This window comes from Nocardia sp. GCM10030253 (assembly GCF_042675075.1).
Lineage (GTDB): Bacteria > Actinomycetota > Actinomycetes > Mycobacteriales > Mycobacteriaceae > Nocardia.
Genome location: NZ_JBHTDL010000004.1, coordinates 614,077 through 639,036, shown reverse-complemented (window position 1 = coordinate 639,036; position 24,960 = coordinate 614,077). Strand labels below are relative to the sequence as shown.

Below are 24,960 nucleotides of genomic sequence, written 5' to 3'. Positions count from 1 at the left end.
CATGGATTACGACGACACCGAACCCGAGGCGGACGACGAATCTCAGGTCACCGCAAGCTATCTCAAGTCCGACGGCGAGATCGAGGCCAGCCTGCGCCCGAAGTCCCTCGACGACTTCATCGGCCAACCGCGTGTGCGCGAACAGCTCACCCTGGTGCTGCGTGGCGCTAAACAGCGCGGCGGCACCCCCGACCACGTCCTGCTGTCCGGACCGCCCGGTCTCGGCAAGACCAGCATGGCGATGATCATCGCGGGCGAACTCGGCACCGCGCTGCGCATCACCTCCGGCCCCGCGCTGGAACGGGCGGGCGATCTAGCCGCCATGCTCAGCAATCTGGTCGAGGGCGATGTGTTGTTCATCGATGAGATCCACCGGATCGCACGTCCCGCCGAGGAAATGCTGTACCTGGCCATGGAGGACTTCCGTGTCGACGTGGTCGTCGGCAAAGGCCCCGGCGCGACCTCGATTCCACTCGACATCGCCCCATTCACCCTGGTCGGGGCCACCACCCGCTCCGGCGCGCTCACCGGCCCGCTGCGCGACCGCTTCGGCTTCACCGGCCACATGGACTTCTACGAACCCGGCGAACTGCTGCGCATCCTGCAGCGCTCGGCGCACATCCTCGGCGTCACCATCGAAACCGACGCGGCCGCCGAAATCGCGGGGCGCTCGCGCGGCACGCCGCGCATCGCGAACCGCTTGTTGCGCCGGGTCCGCGACTACGCCGAGGTGCGCGCCGACGGTCTGATCACCCTGCCCATCGCGCGAGCCGCGCTCGAGGTCTACGACGTCGATGTCCTCGGCCTCGACCGTCTGGACCGAGCGGTGCTCGCCGCGCTGGTCCGCAGCTTCGGCGGCGGACCGGTCGGAGTCTCGACACTGGCCGTCGCAGTAGGAGAGGAGGCGGCCACCGTCGAGGAGGTCTGCGAGCCCTTTCTCGTCCGCGCGGGCATGGTCGCCCGCACTCCGCGCGGTCGCGTCGCCACCGCCGCGGCGTGGGAACACCTTGGCCTGGTCCCGCCGCCGGACCTGGTATTCGGCTCGATCGAAGTCCGCGGTCGCGAACCACAACCGACCTTGGACCTCTTCGACTGACGTTGCCCCGCAGCGCGATACACCGGGCATTCGTCGGGATGACAGGAAGACAGCAGCGCTACGGTGGTTTTCGCTGAACATGGGTGCCCGACCCCGTGCCAGAATCTCACCACAAAGCCAGCGGGTTGCGGCGGCCGTCGGCCGCCGCAACCCGCCTACCGCGAGGCATCCTGCGAACCGGGCCTCAGTTTTCACTGGAGAAGCAGCAGTTCGAGTACGCCGGCGCGGACATAGAAAACGTCGAAGTTCAGGTCGAATTCCCACACGTCGCTCAGTGCAGCAAAAACATCGATTCGGCCGTAGCCCATTTCATCGTTGCGTGTTCCGTTCGGGAATCCGTCTTCGTTCGCGTATGGGATCGTTCCCACCTTGGCTGCGGTGCGTTCGATGGTGTCCCTGATTTCGACCGCGTTCAGTCGCGGTGCAAGTGACCGGATCAGCGCGGCCAGGCCCGCGACGTGCGGGGTGGCGGCCGAGGTGCCGTTGAAACTAAGGAAGTAGTCGCCGTCCGGGTTGAGACCCTCGTCGTCGGTCCCGCGGGCGCCTCGAAGATCGGTCGCCGGAATGAGAACACCGGGCGCAGTGACGGAGACACCGGGCCCGAAATTCGATCCCCACCACCACTCGCCGTCGGGGCTGCTGGCGGATTTGCGATTGTCGACCTCATCGGATGCGCCGACCGCGATCACATCGGGGTGTCGGGCGGGGTAGTAGTTGGCGACGCTGCTGTCGTCGTTGCCGGTGGCCGCGCACATCACGACCCCAGCCTCCACAGCCCTGGCGATCGCGGCGTCGATGACGTCGAAATCGAAGCTTGCCGACCAACCGAAGCTCATGCTGATGACATCCGCTCCGTTGTCGATCGCCCAGCCGATCCCGTTCGCCACCTCCATGTCCGACCCGTCACTGAAGGCCGCTGGGAGTACGCGGCACGCTCCGGCCAGGCCGGCGACGCCGAGCGCGTTCCCGAATACGGCCGCAGCGACACCCGCGCATGCTGTCCCGTGCCCCCGGTCAGCGCGGGCCCCTGCCGGTGCTCCGGTGCCGCTCATGGTTCCCAGGTTGATGCCGTCTCCCTGGATCCGCAGGTCGGGATGTTCCAGGTCCACCCCGCTGTCGATGATGCAGATCAGCACGTCGGCCCGGCCGGTCGTGAAAGTCCACCCGGTCGTTCCCGGACCGCCGGCTCGGATCTGGGTCATGTTCCACTGTTGCGGGTAGAGCATGTCATCGGGTTCGGCGGTTAGCGGCGAGAGCATGGGCATCATCTCGAAGCGCACGGTGGCGACGACGCCGGGGTATCGGCCCGGGATCGTAGGCGCCGTCTGATAGATGGAGCGGTCCGCCGGGTCCCGGTAGGTGAAGTACAGGAAACCGGTCAGGTGCTTGCTCAGTTGCGCGGAGTACTCCAGGCCCTCGGCCGCCAGGGCGGCCTCGACCGCTGGGCGGTCTTGTCCGGGGACCGGTCGCACCAGCAGCCCGGTGGGTAGAGGCGCGACCAACCCTGCGGGTCCGGGCGTCGTACCCACGCGATAGACGGGAGCGACCCACTCGACGTCGTCGGCCACCTGCACCGCAGCGACCTCGGCCCTTTCCACTGATCTTGCGTCCGTGGTGCGAAGCCAGGAACGGTTCGGTGGTTCGTTGAGCACCCCGTCTGGGCGGTCGGCGGCAGCCTCCGGCCGAGTCCCCGCGCGGTCGAGGCGCAGGTCGGACAGTGTCGTTTGCAGCCGACGCCGAGCCGGTGCCGTGGTCTCGGACATCCTGACGAAAAGTACATCGGGTTCCAACGTGAGCGGGCTGCTGGTGCCGAGCTCGAGTCGTTCCGGGAAGGCGCTCATGGTGACCACCCAGCCCTATGCGGAACGACGAATGTAGAGCCGCTCGATCAGGCTGTACTCGGTCGCCGACGCAAGTCTGGCCTGGACCAACAGGCCCAGCGGAAGCGCCGTCAACGCGACCGCCAGCATTTCCTTCCGCACCGCGCCTGTCGCTTTGAACCACCGCAACCCCGACCACCCATCGCCCTCATCATCCAGCTTGATGAAGACATCACCGTCCTCCGCGGGGCCGACACTGCCGACTTTGCATACATACCACGCCATGATTCCGCTCCTTCAGTCTTTCTCCGGTTTCCGGGGCACCCACTGTGGGTATAGCACCATCGTATATATAGAACCATTGATTGCACAAGCACCAACGGTTCTCTAGTTCATAAAAGCGGAAGGGGGGCGGCTTTCGCCGTCCCCCTTCCGCGTGTGTGTACGCGCTCGGTTCGATCGGAGATCAGCTACCGGTGACCCGCGCTCCGCGCATCTCTTCCGCAGCTCGCAGGAGCCGCTGCTTCTCCTCCTCGATCATCCGCTCGATCACGACCGGGTCGAGCGCATTGCGTATGCCGTCCAGGAGGAACTCCCGGGCGAGTTCCGCGACCGACTTGTTGCGGAGCTTCGCGAGGCTGGTCAGCGTCTGATAGTCCTCATCGGGCAGGCGCACACTGAATGCGCTGGTCCCGCGCGGCGATGCAGATTTGGTCATGATCATCCTTCTCTGTTCCGTTTGCGGTGAACAGACATAACACGGTTTACCGGTTCCTTGCGGTTCAACACCGAGCAGATGCTCCGCAAGTAACATCCACTCTCCATGGTGCGATATGTGACCTTCATGCTACATGAACCATAACTTTTAAGTGGTTTATAGGTGCTATGGTGTGACAGGCTGCGCACACCAAACGGTTCAATACCGAAGGGATTGGACTGCACTGCCACCAGCTGTGGAAACCACACCCTAGGGTGAGGATTCTCCAGCCCTCAGGGTGGTGGTTTACCCAGGACACAGGCACCAGGCTGTAACTGATCTTTCGTGGCCCATCCCGTCGCGGGTGCTCGGGGCCGAGGGATCGACACGACAACCGACTGGTGATCGACTATCACTCGCCAACGTGGAAGGCGGAGGTCCACGACGGCAGGGAGACGCCGGATGACCGATTCGAAGAAGACGCAGACCGATGAATCTCACATCATCGATCTGGTGGAATACCCATTCTGCGACTGGCTGCGCAACTGGGTCTGCGAGGAAGCGCTTCGACAGATCGAACCGACCCTCAAGCACATGTTCGAACCCACCCTCAAACGCATCACCACCCTGCTCGGCGGTGATGGAGAATCCGACGAACTGCGCGACAGCGGACCGGCTCAGCGGTGGTGATGTGCCGCGCGCTGGAGTGCCGTGACGACCAGGTCGAGGAATGCGTCCACCTCGCCGTGCTCGTACCCGCGGGTGCTGAGCCTGGCCTCGGTGAACCGTACCGCGCGCACATCGGTCACGGTGAGGCTGCTTGGGCCGCCGTGGGCGAGGGTGGCGGCGACCAGGTCGAGGAATGCGTCGACCTCTTCGGTGTCGTAGCCGCGTCGACCGATGGGGGCCTGGGTGAATCGCATGCGATGGACGTCGTCGGGCGTCAGCAGCGGCCCGGAGCCGTTACCGGATGCCGGCACCGGGCGGGTGCCGAGCTGCCGGTATTCCAGTTCGATCCGAATCTGGTCGAGGAATTCATCGACCTGGTCGGCCTGGTATCCGCGCCCACCGAACCGAGGTGCGTCGAACGCGACGTGCCGGATGTCGTCGGCGGTTAGGGTGCCCCGCCCTTCGAGGGTGGCGGCGACGAGCTCCAGAAAGGCGTCGACCTCATCGGCGTGGTAGCCGCGGTGTCCGAGCGGTGGCATAGGGAAATGGGTCCGGCTCACGTCCTCGGGGGTCACGCGCGACATTCTTTCAGGGTCATCGCCCTGCTCTGGCCGAATACGAATTCTTCGTACTCCCCGGTCTCTTGCGAACACCTGCGACCCCCATGTGGACACCGTCGATCTGTGTTCACACTAGCCTCCAAAATCGTCCGTGTACCCGCTGAAATTCGGCCGACCGCCTGCGGCTGACCGCTGCCGCCCGAGTGTTCTTGCGCCACAACGGATCTTCGGCGTCGCTACCGGAATCAGTCTTTGCGGACTCCATCGATGAGTAGCCGCCGGATTGCCTCGTTGAGTCCGTTGACGGCTGCGGGGTCGGGGCTGCGTAGTCCGTGCACGATGCCCGCGATGAGCATGCCGGTGACGGCCTTGGCGGTGTTGGTGGTGTCCAGGTCGGCCCGCAGGTAGCCGAGTTCGACGCCGTGCGAGAGGTATCCGGCGGTCAGCGCATCGGCCATGTCGAGCAGGCCGTAGAGCCGGGCGGTGAGTTCGTCGTCGATACCGGTGGCGTGGAACAGCAGCAGCTGGGCGACCCTGCGGTCCTCGACGAGGATGTGGTTGAGCGCGGCGCCGATGCGGTCGAGCTGGGCGCGGTAGTCATCGAGCGAGGCCGCGGCGTCCGGGGCGTTCTCGGTACCGAGGGCAGCCACGATGCGCCCGGCGAGGTCGTCGATGACGTGATCGATGATGTCGCGCTTGTTGCTGAAGTACCGGTAGAAGGTGCCGTGCCCGATGCCGAGGACGCCGGCGATGTCCGCGATCCCGGTGGCGTGATAGCCCTTCTCCGCGAAACAGACGAAGGCGGTGTCGATGATGTCCTGGCGCAGTTCGGCTTTGCGTCGCTCGGCACGCGTGGATGGCTTCGTCACCTTCACGATGATACTGTGTTCACAAACGGAATGATGTGTCATTCCGTGAGGATTGATTCACATTTTCATGTTTCACTCAGCAGGAGGTTCGACGTGGCGCCTCAGTTCGATGCGGTCGTTGTCGGTGCGGGTTTCGGCGGAATGGGTGCGGGCATCGAGCTCGACCGGCTCGGTTTGAGCAATTTCGTCATCCTGGAACGCGAAGACGATCTCGGCGGCACCTGGCACGTCAATCACTACCCGGGTCTGGCGGTCGACATCGCCTCGGTGACCTACTCGTACTCCTTCGAGCCCAATCCGTATTGGACGCGACTGTTCGCGCCGGGCAAGGAGCTCAAGAAGTACGCCGAGTTCATCGCCGACAAGTACGGCCTGCGCCGTCGGATGCGTTTCGGCACCGTGGTCGACGGCGCCCGCTGGGACGAAGAGCACCAGTACTGGGTGATTTCCGTCGCAGGTGGTGAAACCATCACCGGCCGTTACCTTCTCACCGCCACCGGCTTTCTCTCCCAGCCCTACACCCCGCCGTTCCCTGGCATCGACTCTTTCGCCGGAAAGATCATCCACACCACCGCGTGGGAGGACGACTTCGACCTCACCGGTCGCAAGGCCGCGATCATCGGCACCGGCGCCACCGCTGTGCAGCTGGTGCCCGAGGCCGCCAAGAAGGTCGAGGAACTCACCGTCTTCCAGCGCACCCCGATCTGGGTGGTGCCGAAGGTCGATACCGCGATCCCCGGCCCGGTGCAGAAGCTGTTCGCGCGCGTGCCCGCCACCCAGAAGGCCGCCAGGTTGGTGAACACCGGCATGCTGGAGGCGCTGATGGTGGTCGGCGTGCTGCATTTCAAGCAGGCCAAGCCGCTGAACAAGGCCGCGGGCGTGCTGGCGAAGGCGCATCTGCGGGCGCAGGTGCGCGACAAGAAAACCCGCAAGCAGCTGACCCCGCACTACGACTTCGGCTGCAAGCGTCCGACCTTCTCCAATCAGTACTTCAGGACCTTCAACCGGCCGAACGTGCGCCTCGAGACGAACTCCATCGATCACGTCGAGGCCGACGGCATCGTGACCGTCGACGGACACAAGACCGAGATCGATACCCTGATCCTGGCCACCGGCTTCAACCTGTGGGACGTGAACTTCCCGGCTATCGAGATCATCGGCCGCGAGGGCCTCGACCTCGGAAAGTTCTGGCGCGACAACCGTTTCCAGGCCTACGAGGGCATCACCGTGCCCAAGTTCCCGAACTTCATCAGCCTCAACAGCCCGTACTCCTACAGCGGCCTGTCGTACTTCACCACCATCGAGGCGCAGATGAAGCACATGGGCAGGCTGCTGAAGGAAACATTCCGTCGTGGCGAGACAACCTTCGAGGTGACCGAGCGGGCCAACGCGCACTTCCTGGACCGGGTGACCGAAAAGCTCGGCTCCTCGGTGTTCTACGGCGGCGACTGCTCGACCGCACGCAGCTACTACTTCAACCAGCACGGCGAGGCCGCGCTGCTGCGTCCGACCAGCACCCTCAATGCCCACCGCGAGGCGGTCACGTTCCCGCTGGACGACTACAGCTACGGCAAGTCCGCGTAACAAGCGCCCCGTTGCGCGAGCCCCGCGGCCGAGGACTCCGGCCGCGGGGCTCGCCCGGTATCCGCTACTTGGCGATCTTTCGCAGGACCCATTCCGCGAGCGTCGGAGTCACCACGGAGTGCTCCGAATTGGCATCGTTGCAACAGAACTCGGTGAGCGCGGTCTGTTCCTGCGTCACCTCTCGCAGGTCCTTGTCGAGCCGCACCGGCCAGGTGACCGGGTCGAATTTCAGCGCGACCGCGCTCACCGACGGGACGAAACAGCTCCAGCGCTTGGACTCGTCCAGCTCGATACCCAGCGTGGTGGCGATCTGACCGAAGGAATCGAGGGTGCCGCCGGGAGCTCCGTCGAAGGGCGCGACCTCAGTGGTCGTCGATGTACGCGTGGTCAATCCCAGATGCATCCCGCCGATCGGCTGTTCGGTGCCATAGTCCGGTTGGAAGCGCGCCGTCGCGCTGCCGACCAGGCCGCCGAGGAACTTCTTGTCGAAGACGACTTCGCCGGGCGTCAGGCCGAGCCCGGCGCCGTCGGCGCGGCCATTGGCGACGCCGAGCCGGACCGGTCGCTGCGGGAATCCGCCGAGGTCGGCCAGTTCCTGCAGGAACTGGGCACGCAGCGGCGAGGCGGTCGCGACCGGACCCGAATACCGCGAGTCGTCGACCCAGGCCCACAGCAGCTGCTGTGCCGCGGGGCTGCGGATGAGATCGGCCTTACTCGGCTTTCCCGGTGTGAGGGCCTCGAAGAATTCGAAGAAGTAGGCCATTTGCTGCAGGATCAGCGGAATCCACGCGCCGTTGTGCGGTGAGTCCCACGACAGATACGTCTCGGTCTGGTGGTCGTCGCCGTCGCGCTCCATGGCGGCGAGCGCATAGCGGGTGATCAAGCCGCCCATGCTGACACCGCCGGTGATCAGCGGCGCGTTGCCCTGCCGCTCGGCGATGACCTTGGCCATGCAAGCCCGCGCCACACCCGCGTTGACCTGCACATAGTCGTGCCTGGTGTCGAAGCCGAGCAGCACGATATCGATGCCCGCCGCCAGCAACTGGTCGAAAAGGCGCTCGCCCGCGTCCGAATAGGGCTCGTTGAACCAGTTCCACAGGCCATCGAGGTCGCTGGCGCCGTAGCTGAATCCGTCGGCGAAAATCAGCGGGCGGACCAGCCGGTCGTGACCGTCCGCGAGATGGACCGCCGCCGTACCTTTTCCGTGTTTGCCCAGGTAGGGATGCTCGGAGACCAGCGGCCATTCGAAGTTCGGTTGGCGGGCGGCCCCGTTGGTTCTGGCGGCGGGCATGCCGAACCAGGGGCCGGATTCGGCGATCCTGGCCAATTCGTACAGCTCCGGCGCGGACAGGTCACCGGCTGCCTTCTGGAAAAGTGTCTTGACGTCGATTCTGGCTTCTTGCTTCATCATCGTCCTTCTTTCTGAATGCACAGAACGTCCCGATCCACGGGCTCGGTAAAGCGATGAGTTCGTGCGAAGACAGGCTCCCGGCAGCGCAGGCGGGACGTCCTGTAAGGTGAATTTCCTGCGAGATTAACTGTAACGCAACAAGATTCATCTACCTTGCGCTTTCGACGAGAAGTTTGATGCCGACTGGTTCGTCTCCGTTGCCCGGCAACCGAGCAGCGGCCCGCCGAATTACCGGCCGGAGCGCGAATCGGGACGTCAAGGGTGTGCCGGTGTGGCAGTGATGACACGAGCTGGCAGACTGTTGAGATACTTGTCCACCCCCACCCACAGACTAGGGACTGACTTCGACGATGGAACTTCTGTTTCCGCTCCTGCTGCTAGCCCTGTTCGTGCCGATGTTCCTGATGTCTCGCCGCCAGAAGCGTGAGGCGCAGAAGGTCGCCGAGATGCAGGACAGCCTGAAGGTCGGCGATCAGGTCACCACCACGTCGGGGCTGTACGGCACCGTGGTCGATCTCGACGACATCACCGTCGATCTCGAGATTGCCGAAGAGGTCGTTACCACGTGGCTGCGCCAGGCCATCCGCGAGGTGCGTACCGAGGACGCGACCACGGACGAGACCGTGACCGACGAGGCCGCGACCGACGAGGCCGCGACCGAGGCTGTCGAAGAGTCCGCGGACCAGACCGAGACCCGGCTGACCAAGGACTGACCGGCCTACCGGTTATCGGTGAGCCCGCGCGCCGGATGATGCCCGCGGGCACGCTTCCGGGTACCCGGCGCCGCTGGTGCGTGCCCGCCTGTTCCACCCTCGACTTCCCGCCTAGGAGATGACGTACTGTGCCACCTTCCCAGGGATCGGCGCATCCGCTCCGGCTGCTCGGCGTCTACGCCGCGCTGCTGGGTGTGATCTTTGCGCTGGTGTTCTTCACCGGTGACAAGGCCCCGACGCCGAAGCTCGGCATCGACCTACAGGGTGGTACCCGGGTCACGTTGACCGCCCGGACCCCCGACGGCAGCAAGCCGAGCCAGGACAGCCTGAAACAGGCACAGGCGATCATCGAGAATCGAGTGAACGGCCTCGGTGTCTCCGGCTCCGAGGTCGTCATCGATGGTGACAACCTGGTGATCACCGTGCCGGGTGACGACGGGCAGCAGGCGCGCGCGCTGGCGACGACGGCCAAGCTCTACATCCGTCCGGTGTTGCAGGCCACGCCGGTGGCGGGCCAGGGCGTGACGCCTCAGCAGCCGACGCCCGGAGCGCAGCCGCTCCCCGGCGCGACGCCCTTGGCGCCGCCCAGCACCGAGGCACCACCCGCCATGGAGGAGGCGCCCACGCCCCAGCCGAGGGTCTTCCCAGCGCAGGCGCCCACCGCCCCGCCTACCCCGTCCGCCCCGCCCACCGGCACGGCCCAGCAACAGGCGCAGCAGGAGATCGCCGCGGCCAAGGCCGTCCGGCAGAGCACCGACCCGGCCGTCCAGCAAGCCGCGATGGCGGCGATGGACTGCAGCAAGTCCGACCCGCTTGCCGGTAACGACGACCCGAACCTGCCGCTGGTGACCTGCTCGCAAGACGGCACCGAGGTGTTACTGCTCGACAAGAGCCGTATCGACGGTCAGGAGATCAAGGACGCTACCGCGGGCTTGAACACGCAGCAGGCCAGGCACGAGGTCAATCTCGAGTTCAAGTCCGGCGGTAGCGACGCGTGGGCTACGCTCACCGGCGAATACCTCTACAAGCGAGTCGCTTTCGTGCTCGACTCGAAGGTTGTCAGCGCGCCGGTCGTGCAGGCGGGACCGCAGCAGGGTGGTCGCACCACCATCAGCGGCAGCTTCACCGCCAGCAGCGCGAAGGAACTCGCGAACACGCTCAAGTACGGTTCGCTGCCACTGTCGTTCCAGACCTCGGAGGCGGAGACGGTGTCGGCGACGCTGGGCCTGTCGTCATTGCGGGCTGGTCTGCTTGCCGGCGCGATCGGACTGGCGGTGGTGCTCCTGTACTGCCTGGCGTACTACCGAATGCTCGGCTTCCTCGCCGGATTCTCGCTGCTTGCCTCGGGTGTCGCGGTGTACGGCATCATCGTGCTGCTCGGCCGATGGATCGGCTTCACGCTGGACCTGGCCGGTATCGCCGGTCTGATCATCGGTATCGGTCTGACCGCCGACTCCTTCGTGGTGTTCTTCGAACGTATCAAGGACGAGATGCGGGAAGGCCGCAGCTTCCGGTCCGCGGTGCCGCGCGGCTGGGCCAGGGCCCAGCGCACGAACCTGTCGGGTAAGACGGTGAGCCTCATCGCCTCCGCGGTGCTCTACTTGCTCGCTGCCGGGCAGGTCAGGGGCTTCGCGTTCACGCTCGGTGTCACCACCGTCCTCGATGTGATCGTGCTGTACCTCGTCACGGCGCCGCTGATGATGCTGGCGTCGCGGTCATCGTTCTGGGCGAAGCCATCCGTCAACGGGCTCGGCGCGATCCAGCAGGTAGCCAGGGAACGCAGGGCGGCCGACAGCGTCCTGGTGAAGGAGTCGTCACGATGAACAACTCGAGCCCGACCCTGGAGCCGGCGTTCGCCGACGAGCTGGACAACCAGGCATCCGCGCCCCATCACAGCATTTTCGAGCGCCTCTACACCGGTACCGGTGGTTTCGAGATCGTCGGGCGCCGGAAGTTCTATTACAGCCTGACCGCGGCGTTCGTCTTGATCTCGTTGCTGAGCATCGTTGTTCGCGGATTCACCCTCGGGATCGATTTCGCGGGCGGCTCGCGCATCCAGCTGCCCGCGGCGGCGAACGTGAGCAACGAACAGGTGGAAGACGTCTATGCCAAGACGCTCGGCCATGATCCGGTGTCGGTGCAACGCGTCGGGTCGGGGGCGGCGGCGACGATCCAGCTCCGGTCCGACACGCTGAACGCGAGCCAGACCGACGCATTGCAGACCGCCCTGTTCGACGCCTTCCAGTCGAAGGACTCCAGCGGCAACCCGAGCCGCAACGCGATCAGCGTCGCCGAGATCAGCGAGACCTGGGGCGGCCAGATCACCAAGAAGGCGCTGATCGCGCTCGTCGTGTTCGTCGCTTTGACCATGATCTACATCGCGATCCGGTTCGAACGTGACATGTCCATCTCGGCGATCGGCTCGCTGTTCTTCAACATGATCGTCACCGCGGGCGTCTACTCGCTGGTCGGCTTCGAGGTGACCCCCGCCGCGGTGATCGGTCTGCTGACCATCCTCGGCTATGTGCTCTACGACAACGTGGTCGTCTTCGACAAGGTCGAAGAGAACACGCGCGGCGTACTGCATCTGAACAAACGCACGTATGCCGAACAAGCGAACCTCGCGGCGAACCAGACCCTGATGCGCTCGATCAACACCACGATCATCGGCATCCTGCCGATCATCGGCATGCTCGTGATCGCGGTGTGGCTGCTCGGGGTCGGCACCTTGAAGGACCTCGCGCTGGTCCAGTTGGTCGGCATGATCGTCGGCGCTTACTCCTCCATCTTCTTCGCGGTACCGCTGTTGGTATCGATCAAGGAGCGCTGGGGACCGGTGGCGGCGCATACCAAGAAGGTGTTGGCCAAGCGGTCCGGGGCGGCGAGCGCGCGCGCCAGTGCCGAGGCGGAGCGTCGCGCTGTGGCGGCAACCGGCCGGCAGGGCGTGAACAACCGCCAACGGGAAGCTTCGCAGACACCACGTCCGGGTGCCCGCCCGAGCGGGAAACGGCACCGTAGGAACTGACAACAGGCAGGGGTTTCGTTCCATGCGACAGTCGCAAGCTGCGTTGTTTCGAGCGACCTGCAAGCAGTCGCTAGCGACACGTCTGATCGGAGCGTTGGCGGCGGGCACGTTGGCGGCTGGGCTCGTCGCCGGGTGCTCCGGTCAGAACCAGGTACCGTCCATCGGCTACGCCGTCGATTCCGTGATCGCCAGCTACAACGGTGGCAGCACGCTCGGCGCGAGTAGCGGCTCGGCCGCTGTGTTCGGGCGGGTGTTGACGGGGTTCTTTTACACCGGACCGGACGGCCAGCAGGTCGCCGACACCGATGCGGGTACCGCGAAAGAGGTGCCCGGCGAGGCGCAGACGATTCAGTACCGGCTCAACCCGGACGGCGTGTACTCCGACGGGGTGCCCACCTCGTGCGACGACCTGGTGCTGGCCTGGGCCGCACGCAGCGGCCGGTTCACCAAACCCGGTGCTCCGATGTTCGACGCGGCCAGCAGCGCCGGGTACGCCGACATCGAGCGGGTGGACTGCCAGCCCGGTTCCAAGGACGCCACCGTGGTGTTCCGGCCCGACCGGCATTTCCTGCCGTGGCGCACCCTGTTCGCCGCCGGTGAGCTGATGCCCGCGCACGTCGCGGCGCGGGTGGCCAACGTGCCGAACGTGGTGTCGGCTTTGCAAACCGGTGATCCCAGCGGGATCCAGCGGCTGGCCGACTTCTGGAACAGCGGCTGGACCATGGGTTCGGGCGGCCTCGACCTGTCCAGGTTCCCGTCGTCCGGGCCCTACCGGATCGAATCCTATTCTGCCAAAGACGGTTTGGTTCTCGTCTCGAACGAGCGGTGGTGGGGCAACAAGGCCGAGACGGGGCGCATCGTGGTGTGGCCCAAGACCGTCGACTTGAAGGCCAAGGTCTCCGACAACGCCGTCGGCGTGGTCGATGTCGGTGCCGGATCGGTGAAAGACCTGAACCTGGACGGCTTTTCGGTGCACAACGTGCCGGGCCGCGGTGCCGAGCAGTTGGTGCTCGCGACCGGGGGAGTATTCGGTTCGGTCGACGCGCGTCGCGCGTTCGCCCTCTGTGTGCCGAGGCAGGCACTGTTCGACAAACTCGGCAAGGCGAAGGATGCACCGAAGACCGGCCTCGGTACCGGGCCGCTGAATTCCCGTATCGTGCAGCAGGACTCGCTGTATTACCCGGCGGCCACCGGTGCGGCCGACAGGTATCGCGGCGCCGATGTCCCCGCCGCCACTGCGGCGCTGGCCGCCGCCCGCACCGTCAACCCCACCATTCGCATCGGCTACCTGCAGCCCGACGAGCGGCGAACGCAGACCGTGGCAATGATCGCCGAAGCGTGCAAAACCGCGGGCATCACTGTCGTCGACGCCGGTTCCGCCGATTTCACGCCATCCCAGCTCACCGAGGGCAAGGTCGACGCCGTCCTCGCGAGCACCGCTTCGACGCCGGGTCCGGCCGGATCACTGGCCGCAATCGCGGCGACCAGCGCGTTGCGCACAGGTAGCGGGCTCAATTTCGGTCGCTTCGGTAACGGGCGATACGATGCGATCACCGATCAGCTTGCGGCCGACGACAACTCGACCACAACGCTGAATCTGCTGACCGAGGCCGAAAACCTGCTGTGGTCGGAGATGCCGAGCGTCCCCCTGTTCGCCAATCCCCGCACCATCGCCTTCGGCAACGGTCTGCGGAACGGCATCGCCGGCCCCACACAGGGCGGGACCGGCTGGAACATGGACCGCTGGGTGTTGAAGCGGTGACAAGGTGTTGTGGGTGATGGACCATGGAGAGGTGTCGATGAGCAAGCACGCGGCGGTCGAATCAGACGATCTGGCAACCGAGCGGACCACCAAGGCTGCCGAGTTGGTCGAGCGTCTTACCCGGTGGCGCGACGATTTTCCCACTCCTGGAGTTCGTTTCGCTGATCTGAGCCCGGTATTTGCCGACCCGGAAGGGTTCCGCGCCGTCATCGACTGCCTCGCGGACTGCGCACCGGAGGCCGACCTTGTCGCGGGCGTCGATGCCCGCGGCTTCATCATCGGCGCGGGCGTCGCGGCCACTCTCGGCACCGGCGTCCTCGCGGTCCGCAAGGCAGGCAAGCTGCCCCCGCCCGTGATCACCCGCGAATACAGCCTCGAATACGGCACCGCGGCCCTGGAGATCCCCGCCGACGGCATCGATCTGAAGGGCAAGCGCGTCCTGCTCCTCGACGATGTCCTAGCCACCGGCGGCACCCTCTCCGCCGCCGCGGCGCTCTTCGCCGAGGCGGGCGCCGAAGTTGTCGCCGCCGCGGTTGTCCTGGAGCTGAGCTTCCTCGGCGGACGTGAGCGTCAGGGCGACTACCCGCTGACCTCGGTGGTTCGCGTCTAGCGGTTCGCGCGAGCGGGTTCCTTAGATCTGCTCGCAAAGAATTCAGTCATGGTGTTGCTCCCGGCACGGGGCGGGAGATTGCCGCGGATCATCAGCCTTCCGAGCTGATGGTTCGCGGTTTCCTTTTGCGTCCGGATGGTGAACGCCGAATTCGGGTGTCGACGCCGCCGAGCAGTCCATCGATGATGCCCCGCGGCGGTAGGCGTCACGGATGTCGGCCCGGTGCCGCCGGAGGGTGATGGGCACGGCGGGACCCGCGGAAACGGTGTGATCCAAATATCACTGGCGCAATCGGGGCAGTTTTGTCTAACCTGGACGAGCCTTGTTCCCGTTGATCGGAGTCATGCCGTTGCTCTCATGAGGTAGCCACTCGGGCGACCCGCGTCTCGCGCGTCGCGTTCCGTTGCGACCTCAGGGGTACACATGACCAATCTTTCTATTTCCGATCTCACTTTCACGTGGCCGGATGGCACGCCCGTATTCGACGGGCTCGACGCCGTGCTCGGTCCCGGCCACCTCGGGCTGGTCGGCAGCAACGGAGTGGGCAAATCGACGCTGCTGCGGCTGATCGCGGGTGAACTGCTCCCGGCACGCGGCTCGGTCACGGTCTCCGGCCGGTTCGGTTATCTGCGGCAGGATCTCGGTCTCGGTGACGGGCAACGCGTGGACGAGGTGCTCGGCATTGCCGACACCCGGAAAGCGTTGCACCGCATCGAATCCGGTATCGCCGAGGACGCGGACTTCGACATCGTCGGCGGCCAGTGGGACGTCGAGGAGAGCGCCGTCGCGCTGCTCGGTCGGCTTGGTCTGCACTATCTGGCCGATTCGACCGAGCAGCTCGATCGCCGACTGGAAACCCTTTCCGGCGGCGAGACGGTGCTGCTCGGACTGGTGGCGCAGTTGCTGCGCGATCCCGATGTGCTGTTGCTGGACGAGCCGACCAACAACCTGGATCATGTTGCCAGGGAACGGCTTTACGCGGTGGTCGCGCAGTTCTCCGGCACGGTGCTCACGGTCAGCCACGATCGTGAGCTACTGGACCGGATGACCTCGATCGTCGAGCTACGGCAGGGCGAATTGCGATTGTTCGGCGGCAATTTCAGCGAGTACGAGCGGATCATCGAAGGCGAGCAGGAGTCCGCGCGGGCGGCGATCCGCGATGCGCGCAGCGATGTGCGCAAGCAGGCACGCGAACTCGTGGAGGCGAGGATCAAACTGGATCGTCGACTGCGCTATGGGCAGAAGATGTGGGACAACAAGCGCGAACCGAAAATCGTGATGAGCGAACGGAAACGGCAAGCGCAGGTGTCGGCGGGCAAGTTGCGCAACAACCACATCGAAAAGGTCGATACCGCAAAGGAACAGCTCCAGCAGGCGCAAGAGTTGTTGCGCGACGATCGGGAGATCCGCGTCGACCTGCCCGACACGCGGTTGTATCCGGGGCAGGACGTGATCGCCCTGGACGAGGTCGAGTTGGCTTGTGGGCCAACGGTGTCGCTGCGGGTGACCGGCCCGGAGCGCATCGCGCTGACCGGCCGCAACGGCGTGGGCAAAACTACGCTGCTGCACCGGATCGCCGCGGCATCGCCGAAGGTTCCGTGGCGGATGCTGCCGCAACGCCTGGATGTCTTCGACGAGCAGCGTTCGGTATTCGAGAACGTGGCGGCGGCAGCGCCGCACGCATCGGCGGAGCGGATCCGAGCTCAGCTGGCGCGGTTCCTGTTCCGTGGTACCGATGCCGACGTCGCCGCCGCGGCCTTGTCCGGCGGTGAACGCTTGCGTGCGGCGCTGGCCATGCTGTTGCTGGCCGACCCGGCGCCGAAGCTACTGCTGCTCGACGAGCCGACCAATAATCTCGACCTGCCAAGCCTGGAACACCTGGCCCAGGCTCTCGCGAGTTTCGAGGGAGCGCTGATCGTGGTGAGCCACGACCCGCGGTTTCTCGATGACATCGGGGTGACCCGGCGCGCGGAGCTCACCGCCGACGGCCTGGTCGAGACCTTGGTCCGCTAATGCGTTCGCGGTACCGCACATCCCTCGGTGTGCCGCACCCGCATTGCCATGTGGGTGCGGTGCATCAGGGGGTGTGCGGCTGCGCGCGAGCTCGCCGCATCACGTCGAGGTGCGGGATCAGTCGGGGTCCGAGCTTGACGGCGAGGAAGGTGAGCGCGAGCCACGGTCGGACATGCGGGTTCAGCCTACGGATACGGCCGTCCTCGGCCAGCTCGATGACCATTGCTTCGGTCATCCGAAACGGCCCGATTGTTGCCTCTCCCAAGAGGACTCGGCGCGGGCCGTCGCCGATCTGATCGGTCCACCGCATCGCGGACACACCGCTGTACACCGCGGACAACAAGATCCGAAGATCGTCGAGCCCGCGGAACACCAGCCGGCCGGAGACCGGGGACGCCAGCTCGGCGTCGGGGGCGAGGGTATCCATCAATGCGTCGATGTCGGCGGACTCTGTTGCTTTGCGGAATTGGGACACTGCATCCGTCATGGCCTCGATCACCTCTCCTGCGCTGTGTGCGGTCGAAGCGAATCTATCCACAGTCACTTGTAAAAAGCAATGGACTACGATGGCTGGGTGCCCAAGGCTGCCATGTCCGACATTGTCTGCTCGATCGCGCGCACCCTCGACGTGGTCGGCGAGCGGTGGACGCCGCTGATCCTGCGCGACCTGTTCGTCGGGTTGAACCGATTCGAAGACATCCGCCGCGACCTCGGCATCGCCACCAACGTGCTCACCGCCCGGCTGGAAGCGCTGCAGCAGCACGGCATCGTCGAAACCCGGGCCTACCAATCCAATCCGGTCCGCCACGAGTACCTGCTCACCGAGCAGGGCCGCGACCTGTACCCGGTCCTGACCATGCTCATCACCTGGGGGGACAAGTGGCTGGCCACCGAAGGCCCACCCGCCCTGGTAGTGCACCGCGACTGCGGCCGAACAACCGCCGGTGTAGTGACCTGCCGCCACTGCGGATCCCCCCTCACCGCCGACAACGTCCACTGGCTCCACGGCCCCGGCGCCCACCGCGCCCCCGGCACCATGCTCATCGGCGACTACATCCAGCCACCCTCCTCGCCGAGCGGGACATGACAGCGGGCGTCTCGACGTTTGCCGTGGCAGGTCCCGTTCGCGCTCAGTCCAGTTGTGCTGAGAGCTTTTTCGGGGCGACCTTGCGGTAGGCGTCGCGGATGATTTCGGCGATCTCGGTCCAGTCGGGGTCTACATCGAGGCGGACGCCGATCCAGCCGCGGTGGCCGACATACGGTGGTACGAAGAAACGTTCGGGTTCGGCATCGACCAGTTCGGCCTGTACGCCGTCGGGGGCCGGACACCAGATCGTGGCCCCCTGCTCGCGGTAGGCATTCTCGGAATACATCGTGAACACGGTCTTGGTGCGCACGAAGAAGTTGGGGAAGCCGTGGCTGAGTCGCTCACTGCTTTCCGGAAAATCCAGGCAAATCGCCCGTATCCGCATCAACGGACCCATGGTCGGAGTGTAGGCGCGTCTTCCAATCGTCAGCGCTGTCGCGGCACACACGAGCCCCGGTTATCAGTGTCCGCCGACGGGAAGGCGCCGACTCACACATCTGTGTGGATGAAACAAGCCCGGATGACGCGGGAACCAACGCTCACGCTGTACAAATGTGAGTCGGGGACGTCCGAGAAGGATGGTGTCTCCCGACCTCACCGGTCGGGACACACGTTGTGTCCCGACTTTCGGCGTTGGACCGCGGACACAAGGATGTATCCATGGGAATCGAGCTGAACGTCGCGGGGGTGTACCGCGAGCCCGCTGAAGACTTTCTGCAGCAGGTCGAACAGTGGTTGCGGACCGGTCCTGCCGGTGCGCGGATCGACTGGACCTCGACATCGGCGCCGTTCCGCAATTCGGTCGAAGTGTCCGGCGACCAACTGCTCGCCGTGTTGCATCCCGCGGCCGAGCCGGTCGATCTGCGCGCGGCTCATGGTCAGGTCGTGGTGACCGCGGGGTGCGCGCCTGCCGGACCCGGCTATCACCGGCATGTCGCCGCCGTCCTGCACGAGATGGCCAGGGAGTTCGACATCGTGTGGGACGAGGGGACCGAGGACCCGCTCGGGCTTGCCGACAATCGTGCGGAAGTAGAGCGGGATTATCTGGTGTGGATTCGAACGCTTGCGCACACCGTGCTGACTGAGGTGCCGGCCGAAGGCAACGTGGTGTCGCTCGGGTTGTCCCTCGGCAGTGACCAATTCGACTACGAGGGTCTGGCCGCGACCTGGCTCGGGCCGCGCGACGTCGACTGGTTCCGAGCCGTCGCCGCTGGTGACGAAGCCGCGGCTATCCGGTTCTTCCCCTGGTGGGAGGACGGCTGGACGGCACGGACTTTCCGTGACACCTCGCTCGGCATCATGTGGAACGACGTGCGCTGGCGTGTGCCGTCGGACGAGGACGACGCGCCCGCGTTGCGTCAGGCCGACACCCTGCTCGGCGAGGCGAGTCGGCTCGACCCTGCGCTCGAACTGCCGTGGGCGGCCTGGCACGAGCTGCGTGGACTGCTCGGCATGCTGGAACCGGTCGTCGACGGTGCACCCGCAGACCTGGATGAACGCGCCACTCGCGACTTCGGCGCCCGTCCCGGGTATCGCCGCCGCCCGGTGTTCACCTCACTGCTGCCGGGCTGGAGTCTGCGCATACCAGGCGATTTCACCTACGGCTGGGACGGTGATCGCTGGTGGGCATGGGACGGCGAGCGCCAAATCGACATCACTGTGCTCCGGGTCGACGACGAGAAGACCGGTCCGCCACCCGCGGCCATGCTGCAATACGGCGCGAACGCGACCGAAGGCCACCGCGGCGAGCCGGTGTTCGGCGGCCCCGGCGACGGCTGGTGGTTGCCCTCCAGCGAAACCGACGAAGCCGGTGTCCAAGGCATCGCGAGCCACCGCAACGGCGAACTACTGCTTGTCACCATCAGCGTCCCCGACGCGGAGATGAACTGGGCTATCGAAACCTGGCGTTCCCTGCGCTATTCGCCCAGCTGAGGACGGGTGTGCAGGCGCGGTTCGCGTGGGCGCTCAGGCGCCGATGACGAAGCTGACCGTCGTTGTTGTGCTGCCGCCGAAGTTGAGGGTGGCGGCTCTGCGGGCGTCGGGGATCTGGTTGGCGGTCGCGCGACCGGTGACTTGGCGGTGGCAGTCGAGCAGCATGCGGACGCCGGTGGCGCCGACGGGGTGGCCGCCACCGAGCAGGCCGCCGCTGGGGTTCATGGGGATTCGGCCGCTGGTTTCCAGCTCGCCGTCTTCGATGGCGCGCCAGCTTTCGCCGGGTGGGGTGATGCCGAAGTGGTCGATGGCGAGGTATTCGCTGATGGTGAAGCAGTCATGGGTTTCGATGAGGTCGAGATCGTCGACGGTGGTGATGCCCGCGCGGGTGAATGCGTCGATGATGGTGGCGTTGACGTGGGGGAGTAGGTAGTCGTCGCTGCTGCGGCGGAGCTTCTCGGCGAGCCCGAGGCCGACGGTGCGATGGCCCCAGCCGAGGATTCGGGATGGCGCGGGCGTGGTGGGGTTGCGATCGAGGAATCGTTGGCTCACCAGGATTACCGCGGCGCAGCCATCGGTCATCGGGCCGCAATCGACTTTGCGCAGTCGGCCTTCGACGAGGGGGTTGGCGAGCGGGTCGTCGGTGAAGCTGGTCGGGCCGTAGTCCCAGCCGCGGGTTTGCGCATTGGGGTTGGCGCGGGCGTTGCGGGCGTTGAGTTCCGCGATGGCCCACAGGTGTTCGTCGGCGAGGCCGTAGCGCCGGTCGTAGGCATCGGCAATTTCACTGAACATATAGGGCCACATGAACTTTGCGTGCTCGCCCTCGTGACCGACCCAGGCCGCCGCGCCCATATGCCTGGCTCCGATATCGCCCGGTACCGTCTTCTCCAGCTCGATGCCGACGACAAGCGCGCAATCGTACCGACCGGATTCGAGGTCGGCCATGGCGGCCAGGATAGCGAGAGATCCTGAGGCACAGGCACCTTCGTGCCGGGTGGCGGGTACGCCCCATAGTCGATCGGCGATCGTCGCCGGCATGGCGCCGAGATGTCCTTGGCCGGTGAATAATTGGCCGAACGCATTGCCGATGTGGATCACATCGACGAGCTCGGGGTCGATCCCGGTGTCGCGGAAGGTACCTTCGACGGTTTCGGCCATCAGGGTGCCGATGTCGCCGCCCTCCTTGGTGATGTTGCGAGCGAAGTCGGACTGATTGCCGCCCGCAATCCAAACCGGAGACGAGTTCATCAGTGGTCACCACCTTGCGGAGAATTGAGTACAGTTAATGAAGTACACCGTGAGTCTCGAGAAGGCAAGACCTGAGGGCTGCGAGCGCCGGGGCTCAGAGTGAGTCCGCATCGCCCGGTTGTGATTGACTGCCGCTGTCGCGGCCGCCCATACCCGGGTAGGTCCGACATGGCGGAGCCGACCGGTATGCGGCGGCTGGACATTCGCCTTGTCCGAGGGCTCGGACCGGCAGAGCGCGAGAGGCGGACGGAGACGGTGACCGAAGTGGTGTCGGTACCGGGCAGCGAGTCGGTCAATCCGGTCGCGGCCACCTTCGACCTGCTCGGCGACCGGCTCACCCTGATGATTCTGCGCAACGCTTTCCTGCATCGCTCGCGCCGCTATAACCAGTGGCTGGAGCGCACCGGCGCACCGCCTGCGATGCTCGCCGCCCGGTTGAATTCCCTTGTCGATGCGGGCGTACTGATCAAGGTGCCGCAACCGCAATCCGCGGACCGGCACGAGTATCGGCTCACGGAACTCGGCCTGGCGACCTGGGAGATCCTGGTCTGCCTGTGGGGTTGGCAGCGCGAATGGACCGCCGAGGGCGCGTTGCAGCCGGATCTGCTGCACGAGGCCTGCGGCCACCGCGGCCCGACGGTGGTCATGTGCCGGGGCTGCGGGCGGACGGTGACCGCACACGAGACGGAAGTCGAGATGCACGCCGAGGCTGTCTGGTCGGTTGCCTCGAGCGGTCGGCGTCGTTCCAGCAAAGTATTGGATGCTTCACCGCGCGGGGTGGAGATGCAGTTCGTCGAGGTGATGGCGGCGATCGGCGACCGCTGGAGCGCGGTGGTGACCGGGCTTGCGCTGGCGGGCACCCGTCGGTTCAGCGATTTCCGTGCCGCCGTGGATATCTCGCCGACCACGCTGACCGACCGGCTGACCCGGTTGTGCGCGGCAGGCATCCTGGTTCGGCCGGAGGCTGGTGTCGGCCGCGAGTATCGGCTCACGCCGCGCGGCAGGGCGCTTTTCCCTTTCTATGCGTTTCTGCTGTCCTGGGCTGCTACCGCGTATCCGGACGCATCGGAACCCGGTCTGCGTATCCGGCACCGTGAGTGCGGCGCCGTGCTCGTGCCCGCGCTGCGGTGCCGCGGCTGCGACGCCCGACTCGAACGCACGGCCGTGCATTTCGAGCCGATTCCGCGGACGCTGCTCGACCGTCTGACCTGACGCCCCGGTGCCTTGCGTGCCCTTGACAGTCCTCGATTGCGACCTGTATCACTTCAATAAATGTACTGAGGTCCCGAATCGACCCTTCCGGTCCGGCGCGCCGCACTCCAGCATTCGAGGAGCATTCGATGTCCCTGAACGAAGAACTCGTGGCACCCGCCGCCGCGGCACTGACCAACCCGTACCTGGAGGGCCCCTACGCACCGCAGCCGGATGAGATCACCGCTACCGACCTCACGGTGCTGCACGGCGCGATCCCGAAGGACCTGGACGGCGTGTACGTCCGTAACGGCCCGAACCCGCAGTTCGCGCCGATCGGCCGCTACCACTGGTTCGACGGCGACGGCATGCTGCACGCAGTCCACTTCGAGAACGGCCGCGCCACCTACCGGAACAGGTATGTCCGCACCGCGGAGTTCGAAGCGGAGCGGGCCGCGGGAACCGCGCTCTGGCGCGGTGTGATCGAGCCGTGGGACGGCAACCCGGCAGGCGATCGACGCGAACGCAACGCCGCGAACACCGATGTGGTGTTTCATCACGGCAACCTGCTCGCCACCTGGTACCGCGCGGGCAAGCCCTACGCACTCGACCCGATCACCCTGGAAACCAAGGGCATCGACACCTTCAACGCCACCCTCACCTGCGAGGTTTCGGCTCACGCGAAGGTCGACGAGCGGACCGAGGAGTTCATCTTCTTCGACTACGGGATCCACGCACCGCACCTGCGCTACGGAGTGGCCGACCCGTCGGGCACCATCACCCATTTCACCGGCATCGATCTGCCCGGCCCGCGCCTGCCACACGACATGGCGATCACCGAGAATTACTCGATCCTGATGGATCTGCCGCTCTACAACGATCCGCGCGCGGCGGCCGCGGGCAGATTCAAACTGTACTTCGATCGCGAGCTGCCGAGCCGTTTCGCCGTGCTGCCGCGCTACGGCGATGGCGCAGAGGTGCGCTGGTTCGAGGCGGCGCCCGGCTACATCTATCACACGGTCAACGCGTGGGAGGAGGGCGAGGAGATTGTCATGGTGGCCTGCCGGGTGTCCAAGCCGAGCCCCGTCACCGACCGCGCCAACCCGATCGCCCAGTTGCTTGCCTACCTGCGCCCCGAGGCGACGCTGCATCGGTACCGGTTCGATCTGCGCACCGGCGCGACGACCGAGGAGCCGATGGATGACGTCAACACCGAGTTCCCGGCCATCGATCAGGGCCGCACCGGTCGGCACGGGCGCTGGTCGTATCAGATGCGCCTATCGGTCGACCACACCATGCTTTTCGACGCGGTCATCAAGTACGACGTGGTCACCGGCGCCAAGCAGACGCAGCCGTTCGGCCCCGGCATCGCGGGCAGCGAATTGACCGTCGTCCCGCGACCCGATGCGACCGCCGAGGACGACGCCTGGTTGACCATGTTCGCCTTCAATACCGACACGCAAAAGTCCGAGGTGTGGATCTACGACGCCGCCGACCTCGGCGCGGGCCCGGTCTGCCGCATCGGAATTCCCGCCCGGGTACCGCTCGGGTTCCACGCCACGTGGGTGAGCGGCGAGCGGATGCGTTCGGCGGCAGATGATTCCGTCGAAGAGTCCTGAGCACAGATGAGCAGCGGACAGACGAGTCCGGGTACAGCTGCGTCGGCGGAATTCCCGAGGACCGCACGGCTGAGCGTCAGCTTGCCGTACTGGCAGGACCGGGATCCGCTCGAGACCATGGCCGTAGCCGACGCGGCCGACAAGCTCGGCTTCGATCAGCTGTGGATCGGGGAGATGGCGACTTTCGACGCCTTCGCGCTGGCCACCGCCATCGGGTCACGAACTCGGGACATCGACCTGTGTGTCGGGCCGCTCGCGGTCGATATTCGCACCCCGGCCACGATCGCGATCGGCGTGGCCAGCGTCGCGGCGCTGACCGGTAGACGTGTCGATGTCGCGATCGGCGCCTCCAGCACGGTGGTGGTCGGAGACTGGCACGGACGTGAACGTCGGCGCACTGCGGCACATCTGGAAGATACCGCGCGGATTCTGCGTGGCCTGCTCGATGGCGGCAAAGTCGACTACCTCGGTGTCGTCGAGCGCACCCGCGGCTACCGGCTGCGGCTGCCCGCTCCTGGTTCGTCGATCACCATCGCGGCGTTCGGTGCACGCGCATTGGACTGTGCCGCAAGGGTTGCCGACCGAGTCGTGCTCAACCTCGTTACCCCCGAACAGGTCGCGCGGTGTGCGCAAATCGTGCGTGGGGTAGCCGAGCGGGCGGGACGGCCATGTCCGCGGATCGCGGTCTGGGTGACCGCGGCTGCTGACCCCACGGTCGAGCTGCTCGCTACCCTCAGGCGCGGAATAGTCGGTTACCTGGCCGCACCCGGGTATGCCGACATGTTCAGCGAGGCTGGATATTCCGAAGTCGTCGCGCTGGCCCGCTCCGGGGCGCATCCGCGCGAAGTGCTGGCTGCTGTTCCCGACGCGCTCGCGGCCACGATCGGAATGTTCGGCGACGAAGCAACTGTGAAATCCAGACTCGCGGAATACCGCAGCGCGGGCGCCGACGAGATCGTTGCCGTCCCCGCCACTGCTACCGACGACCCGGCTGGTATCCGGACACTCGAGATGCTTGCGCGGCTCGGCCATGAGTGAAACCGGGGTTCTGGAC

The 24,960-nt window shown here is 65.8% G+C and carries 23 protein-coding genes; 14 read left to right on the top strand and 9 right to left on the bottom strand.

The features are described 5' to 3' along the window. Position 1 precedes the first annotated feature (1 nt). Positions 2-1,096 (top strand): Holliday junction branch migration DNA helicase RuvB, encoded by a 1,095-nt coding sequence (gene ruvB / locus ACFQZZ_RS07035; RefSeq protein WP_378675613.1) that lies wholly within the window; start codon positions 2-4, stop codon positions 1,094-1,096. 191 nt (positions 1,097-1,287) lie between these two features. Here ruvB and ACFQZZ_RS07030 read toward each other — a convergent pair whose 3' ends face one another. The 3 genes from ACFQZZ_RS07030 to ACFQZZ_RS07020 all read right to left on the bottom strand — a co-directional run bounded on the left by ACFQZZ_RS07030 (position 1,288) and on the right by ACFQZZ_RS07020 (position 3,634). Next, entirely contained in the window at positions 1,288-2,937 is a 1,650-nt protein-coding gene (locus ACFQZZ_RS07030; protein ID WP_378675610.1) for a S8 family serine peptidase, read from the bottom strand. A gap of 15 nt (positions 2,938-2,952) precedes the next feature. Continuing rightward, a complete protein-coding gene (locus ACFQZZ_RS07025) occupies positions 2,953-3,201 on the bottom strand; it encodes a hypothetical protein (RefSeq protein WP_378675607.1) in 249 nt (82 codons plus the stop codon). Between the two features lie 181 nt (positions 3,202-3,382). Further along, positions 3,383-3,634 carry a DUF6290 family protein gene (locus ACFQZZ_RS07020; protein WP_378675604.1) on the bottom strand — a complete coding sequence of 84 codons (252 nt, stop codon included), beginning with the start codon at positions 3,632-3,634 and terminating at the stop codon, positions 3,383-3,385. A 441-nt stretch (positions 3,635-4,075) separates the two neighbouring features. Between ACFQZZ_RS07020 and ACFQZZ_RS07015 the strand changes: the two genes are divergently transcribed. Continuing rightward, the gene (locus ACFQZZ_RS07015) at positions 4,076-4,303 is read left to right on the top strand and encodes a hypothetical protein (RefSeq protein ID WP_378675601.1); all 228 of its coding nucleotides are present in this window, start codon (positions 4,076-4,078) and stop codon (positions 4,301-4,303) included. Here ACFQZZ_RS07015 and ACFQZZ_RS07010 read toward each other — a convergent pair. Together ACFQZZ_RS07010 and ACFQZZ_RS07005 are read right to left on the bottom strand one after the other, a co-directional pair. After that, positions 4,291-4,866 (bottom strand): DivIVA domain-containing protein, encoded by a 576-nt coding sequence (locus tag ACFQZZ_RS07010; RefSeq protein WP_378675598.1) that lies wholly within the window; start codon positions 4,864-4,866, stop codon positions 4,291-4,293. The genes ACFQZZ_RS07015 and ACFQZZ_RS07010 overlap by 13 nt on opposite strands. A gap of 221 nt (positions 4,867-5,087) precedes the next feature. Further along, positions 5,088-5,753: a TetR/AcrR family transcriptional regulator gene (locus tag ACFQZZ_RS07005; protein WP_378675595.1), complete on the bottom strand. Its 666-nt coding sequence runs from the start codon at positions 5,751-5,753 to the stop codon at positions 5,088-5,090. A gap of 51 nt (positions 5,754-5,804) precedes the next feature. Here ACFQZZ_RS07005 and ACFQZZ_RS07000 point away from each other — a divergent pair, with 51 nt between their 5' ends. Continuing rightward, entirely contained in the window at positions 5,805-7,295 is a 1,491-nt protein-coding gene (locus tag ACFQZZ_RS07000; RefSeq protein ID WP_378675592.1) for a flavin-containing monooxygenase, read from the top strand. A 64-nt stretch (positions 7,296-7,359) separates the two neighbouring features. On the opposite strand, the gene ACFQZZ_RS06995 is transcribed toward ACFQZZ_RS07000, so the two are convergent. Then, the gene (locus ACFQZZ_RS06995) at positions 7,360-8,706 is read right to left on the bottom strand and encodes a hypothetical protein (protein WP_378675589.1); all 1,347 of its coding nucleotides are present in this window, start codon (positions 8,704-8,706) and stop codon (positions 7,360-7,362) included. Between the two features lie 350 nt (positions 8,707-9,056). Here ACFQZZ_RS06995 and yajC point away from each other — a divergent pair, with 350 nt between their 5' ends. From yajC to ACFQZZ_RS06965, 6 genes are all read left to right on the top strand, one after another. Then, positions 9,057-9,419 (top strand): preprotein translocase subunit YajC, encoded by a 363-nt coding sequence (gene yajC, locus ACFQZZ_RS06990; protein WP_378675586.1) that lies wholly within the window; start codon positions 9,057-9,059, stop codon positions 9,417-9,419. A gap of 128 nt (positions 9,420-9,547) precedes the next feature. Continuing rightward, positions 9,548-11,242 (top strand): protein translocase subunit SecD, encoded by a 1,695-nt coding sequence (secD, locus tag ACFQZZ_RS06985; RefSeq protein ID WP_378675583.1) that lies wholly within the window; start codon positions 9,548-9,550, stop codon positions 11,240-11,242. Continuing rightward, entirely contained in the window at positions 11,239-12,444 is a 1,206-nt protein-coding gene (gene secF / locus ACFQZZ_RS06980; protein ID WP_378675580.1) for a protein translocase subunit SecF, read from the top strand. The genes secD and secF overlap by 4 nt, the downstream gene beginning before the upstream one ends. A gap of 22 nt (positions 12,445-12,466) precedes the next feature. Further along, entirely contained in the window at positions 12,467-14,206 is a 1,740-nt protein-coding gene (locus ACFQZZ_RS06975; protein WP_378675577.1) for an ABC transporter substrate-binding protein, read from the top strand. 37 nt (positions 14,207-14,243) lie between these two features. Continuing rightward, on the top strand, positions 14,244-14,816 hold the full coding sequence (locus tag ACFQZZ_RS06970; protein ID WP_378676447.1) for an adenine phosphoribosyltransferase: 573 nt from the start codon (positions 14,244-14,246) through the stop codon (positions 14,814-14,816). Between the two features lie 423 nt (positions 14,817-15,239). After that, a complete protein-coding gene (locus ACFQZZ_RS06965) occupies positions 15,240-16,829 on the top strand; it encodes an ABC-F family ATP-binding cassette domain-containing protein (RefSeq protein ID WP_378675574.1) in 1,590 nt (529 codons plus the stop codon). Positions 16,830-16,893: 64 nt separating this feature from the next. Here ACFQZZ_RS06965 and ACFQZZ_RS06960 read toward each other — a convergent pair whose 3' ends face one another. Then, entirely contained in the window at positions 16,894-17,316 is a 423-nt protein-coding gene (locus ACFQZZ_RS06960; RefSeq protein WP_378675572.1) for a nuclear transport factor 2 family protein, read from the bottom strand. Positions 17,317-17,403: 87 nt separating this feature from the next. Here ACFQZZ_RS06960 and ACFQZZ_RS06955 point away from each other — a divergent pair, with 87 nt between their 5' ends. After that, positions 17,404-17,916 (top strand): winged helix-turn-helix transcriptional regulator, encoded by a 513-nt coding sequence (locus ACFQZZ_RS06955; protein WP_378675570.1) that lies wholly within the window; start codon positions 17,404-17,406, stop codon positions 17,914-17,916. Positions 17,917-17,959: 43 nt separating this feature from the next. On the opposite strand, the gene ACFQZZ_RS06950 is transcribed toward ACFQZZ_RS06955, so the two are convergent. After that, a complete protein-coding gene (locus ACFQZZ_RS06950; protein ID WP_378675567.1) occupies positions 17,960-18,313 on the bottom strand; it encodes an MmcQ/YjbR family DNA-binding protein in 354 nt (117 codons plus the stop codon). A 263-nt stretch (positions 18,314-18,576) separates the two neighbouring features. Here ACFQZZ_RS06950 and ACFQZZ_RS06945 point away from each other — a divergent pair, with 263 nt between their 5' ends. Beyond that, complete coding sequence (locus ACFQZZ_RS06945) at positions 18,577-19,848, top strand: hypothetical protein (protein ID WP_378675565.1); 1,272 nt, start codon at positions 18,577-18,579, stop codon at positions 19,846-19,848. Positions 19,849-19,881: 33 nt separating this feature from the next. Here ACFQZZ_RS06945 and ACFQZZ_RS06940 read toward each other — a convergent pair whose 3' ends face one another. After that, the gene (locus tag ACFQZZ_RS06940; RefSeq protein ID WP_378675562.1) at positions 19,882-21,096 is read right to left on the bottom strand and encodes an acetyl-CoA acetyltransferase; all 1,215 of its coding nucleotides are present in this window, start codon (positions 21,094-21,096) and stop codon (positions 19,882-19,884) included. A gap of 255 nt (positions 21,097-21,351) precedes the next feature. On the opposite strand from ACFQZZ_RS06940, the gene ACFQZZ_RS06935 reads away from it, so the two are divergent. The 3 genes from ACFQZZ_RS06935 (at position 21,352) to ACFQZZ_RS06925 (ending at position 24,944) form a co-directional block, all read left to right on the top strand. Next, on the top strand, positions 21,352-22,308 hold the full coding sequence (locus ACFQZZ_RS06935; RefSeq protein ID WP_378675560.1) for a winged helix-turn-helix transcriptional regulator: 957 nt from the start codon (positions 21,352-21,354) through the stop codon (positions 22,306-22,308). Positions 22,309-22,436: 128 nt separating this feature from the next. Then, entirely contained in the window at positions 22,437-23,906 is a 1,470-nt protein-coding gene (locus tag ACFQZZ_RS06930) for a carotenoid oxygenase family protein (protein ID WP_378675557.1), read from the top strand. A gap of 6 nt (positions 23,907-23,912) precedes the next feature. Then, positions 23,913-24,944 (top strand): LLM class F420-dependent oxidoreductase, encoded by a 1,032-nt coding sequence (locus tag ACFQZZ_RS06925; RefSeq protein WP_378675555.1) that lies wholly within the window; start codon positions 23,913-23,915, stop codon positions 24,942-24,944. Positions 24,945-24,960: the final 16 nt, after the last annotated feature.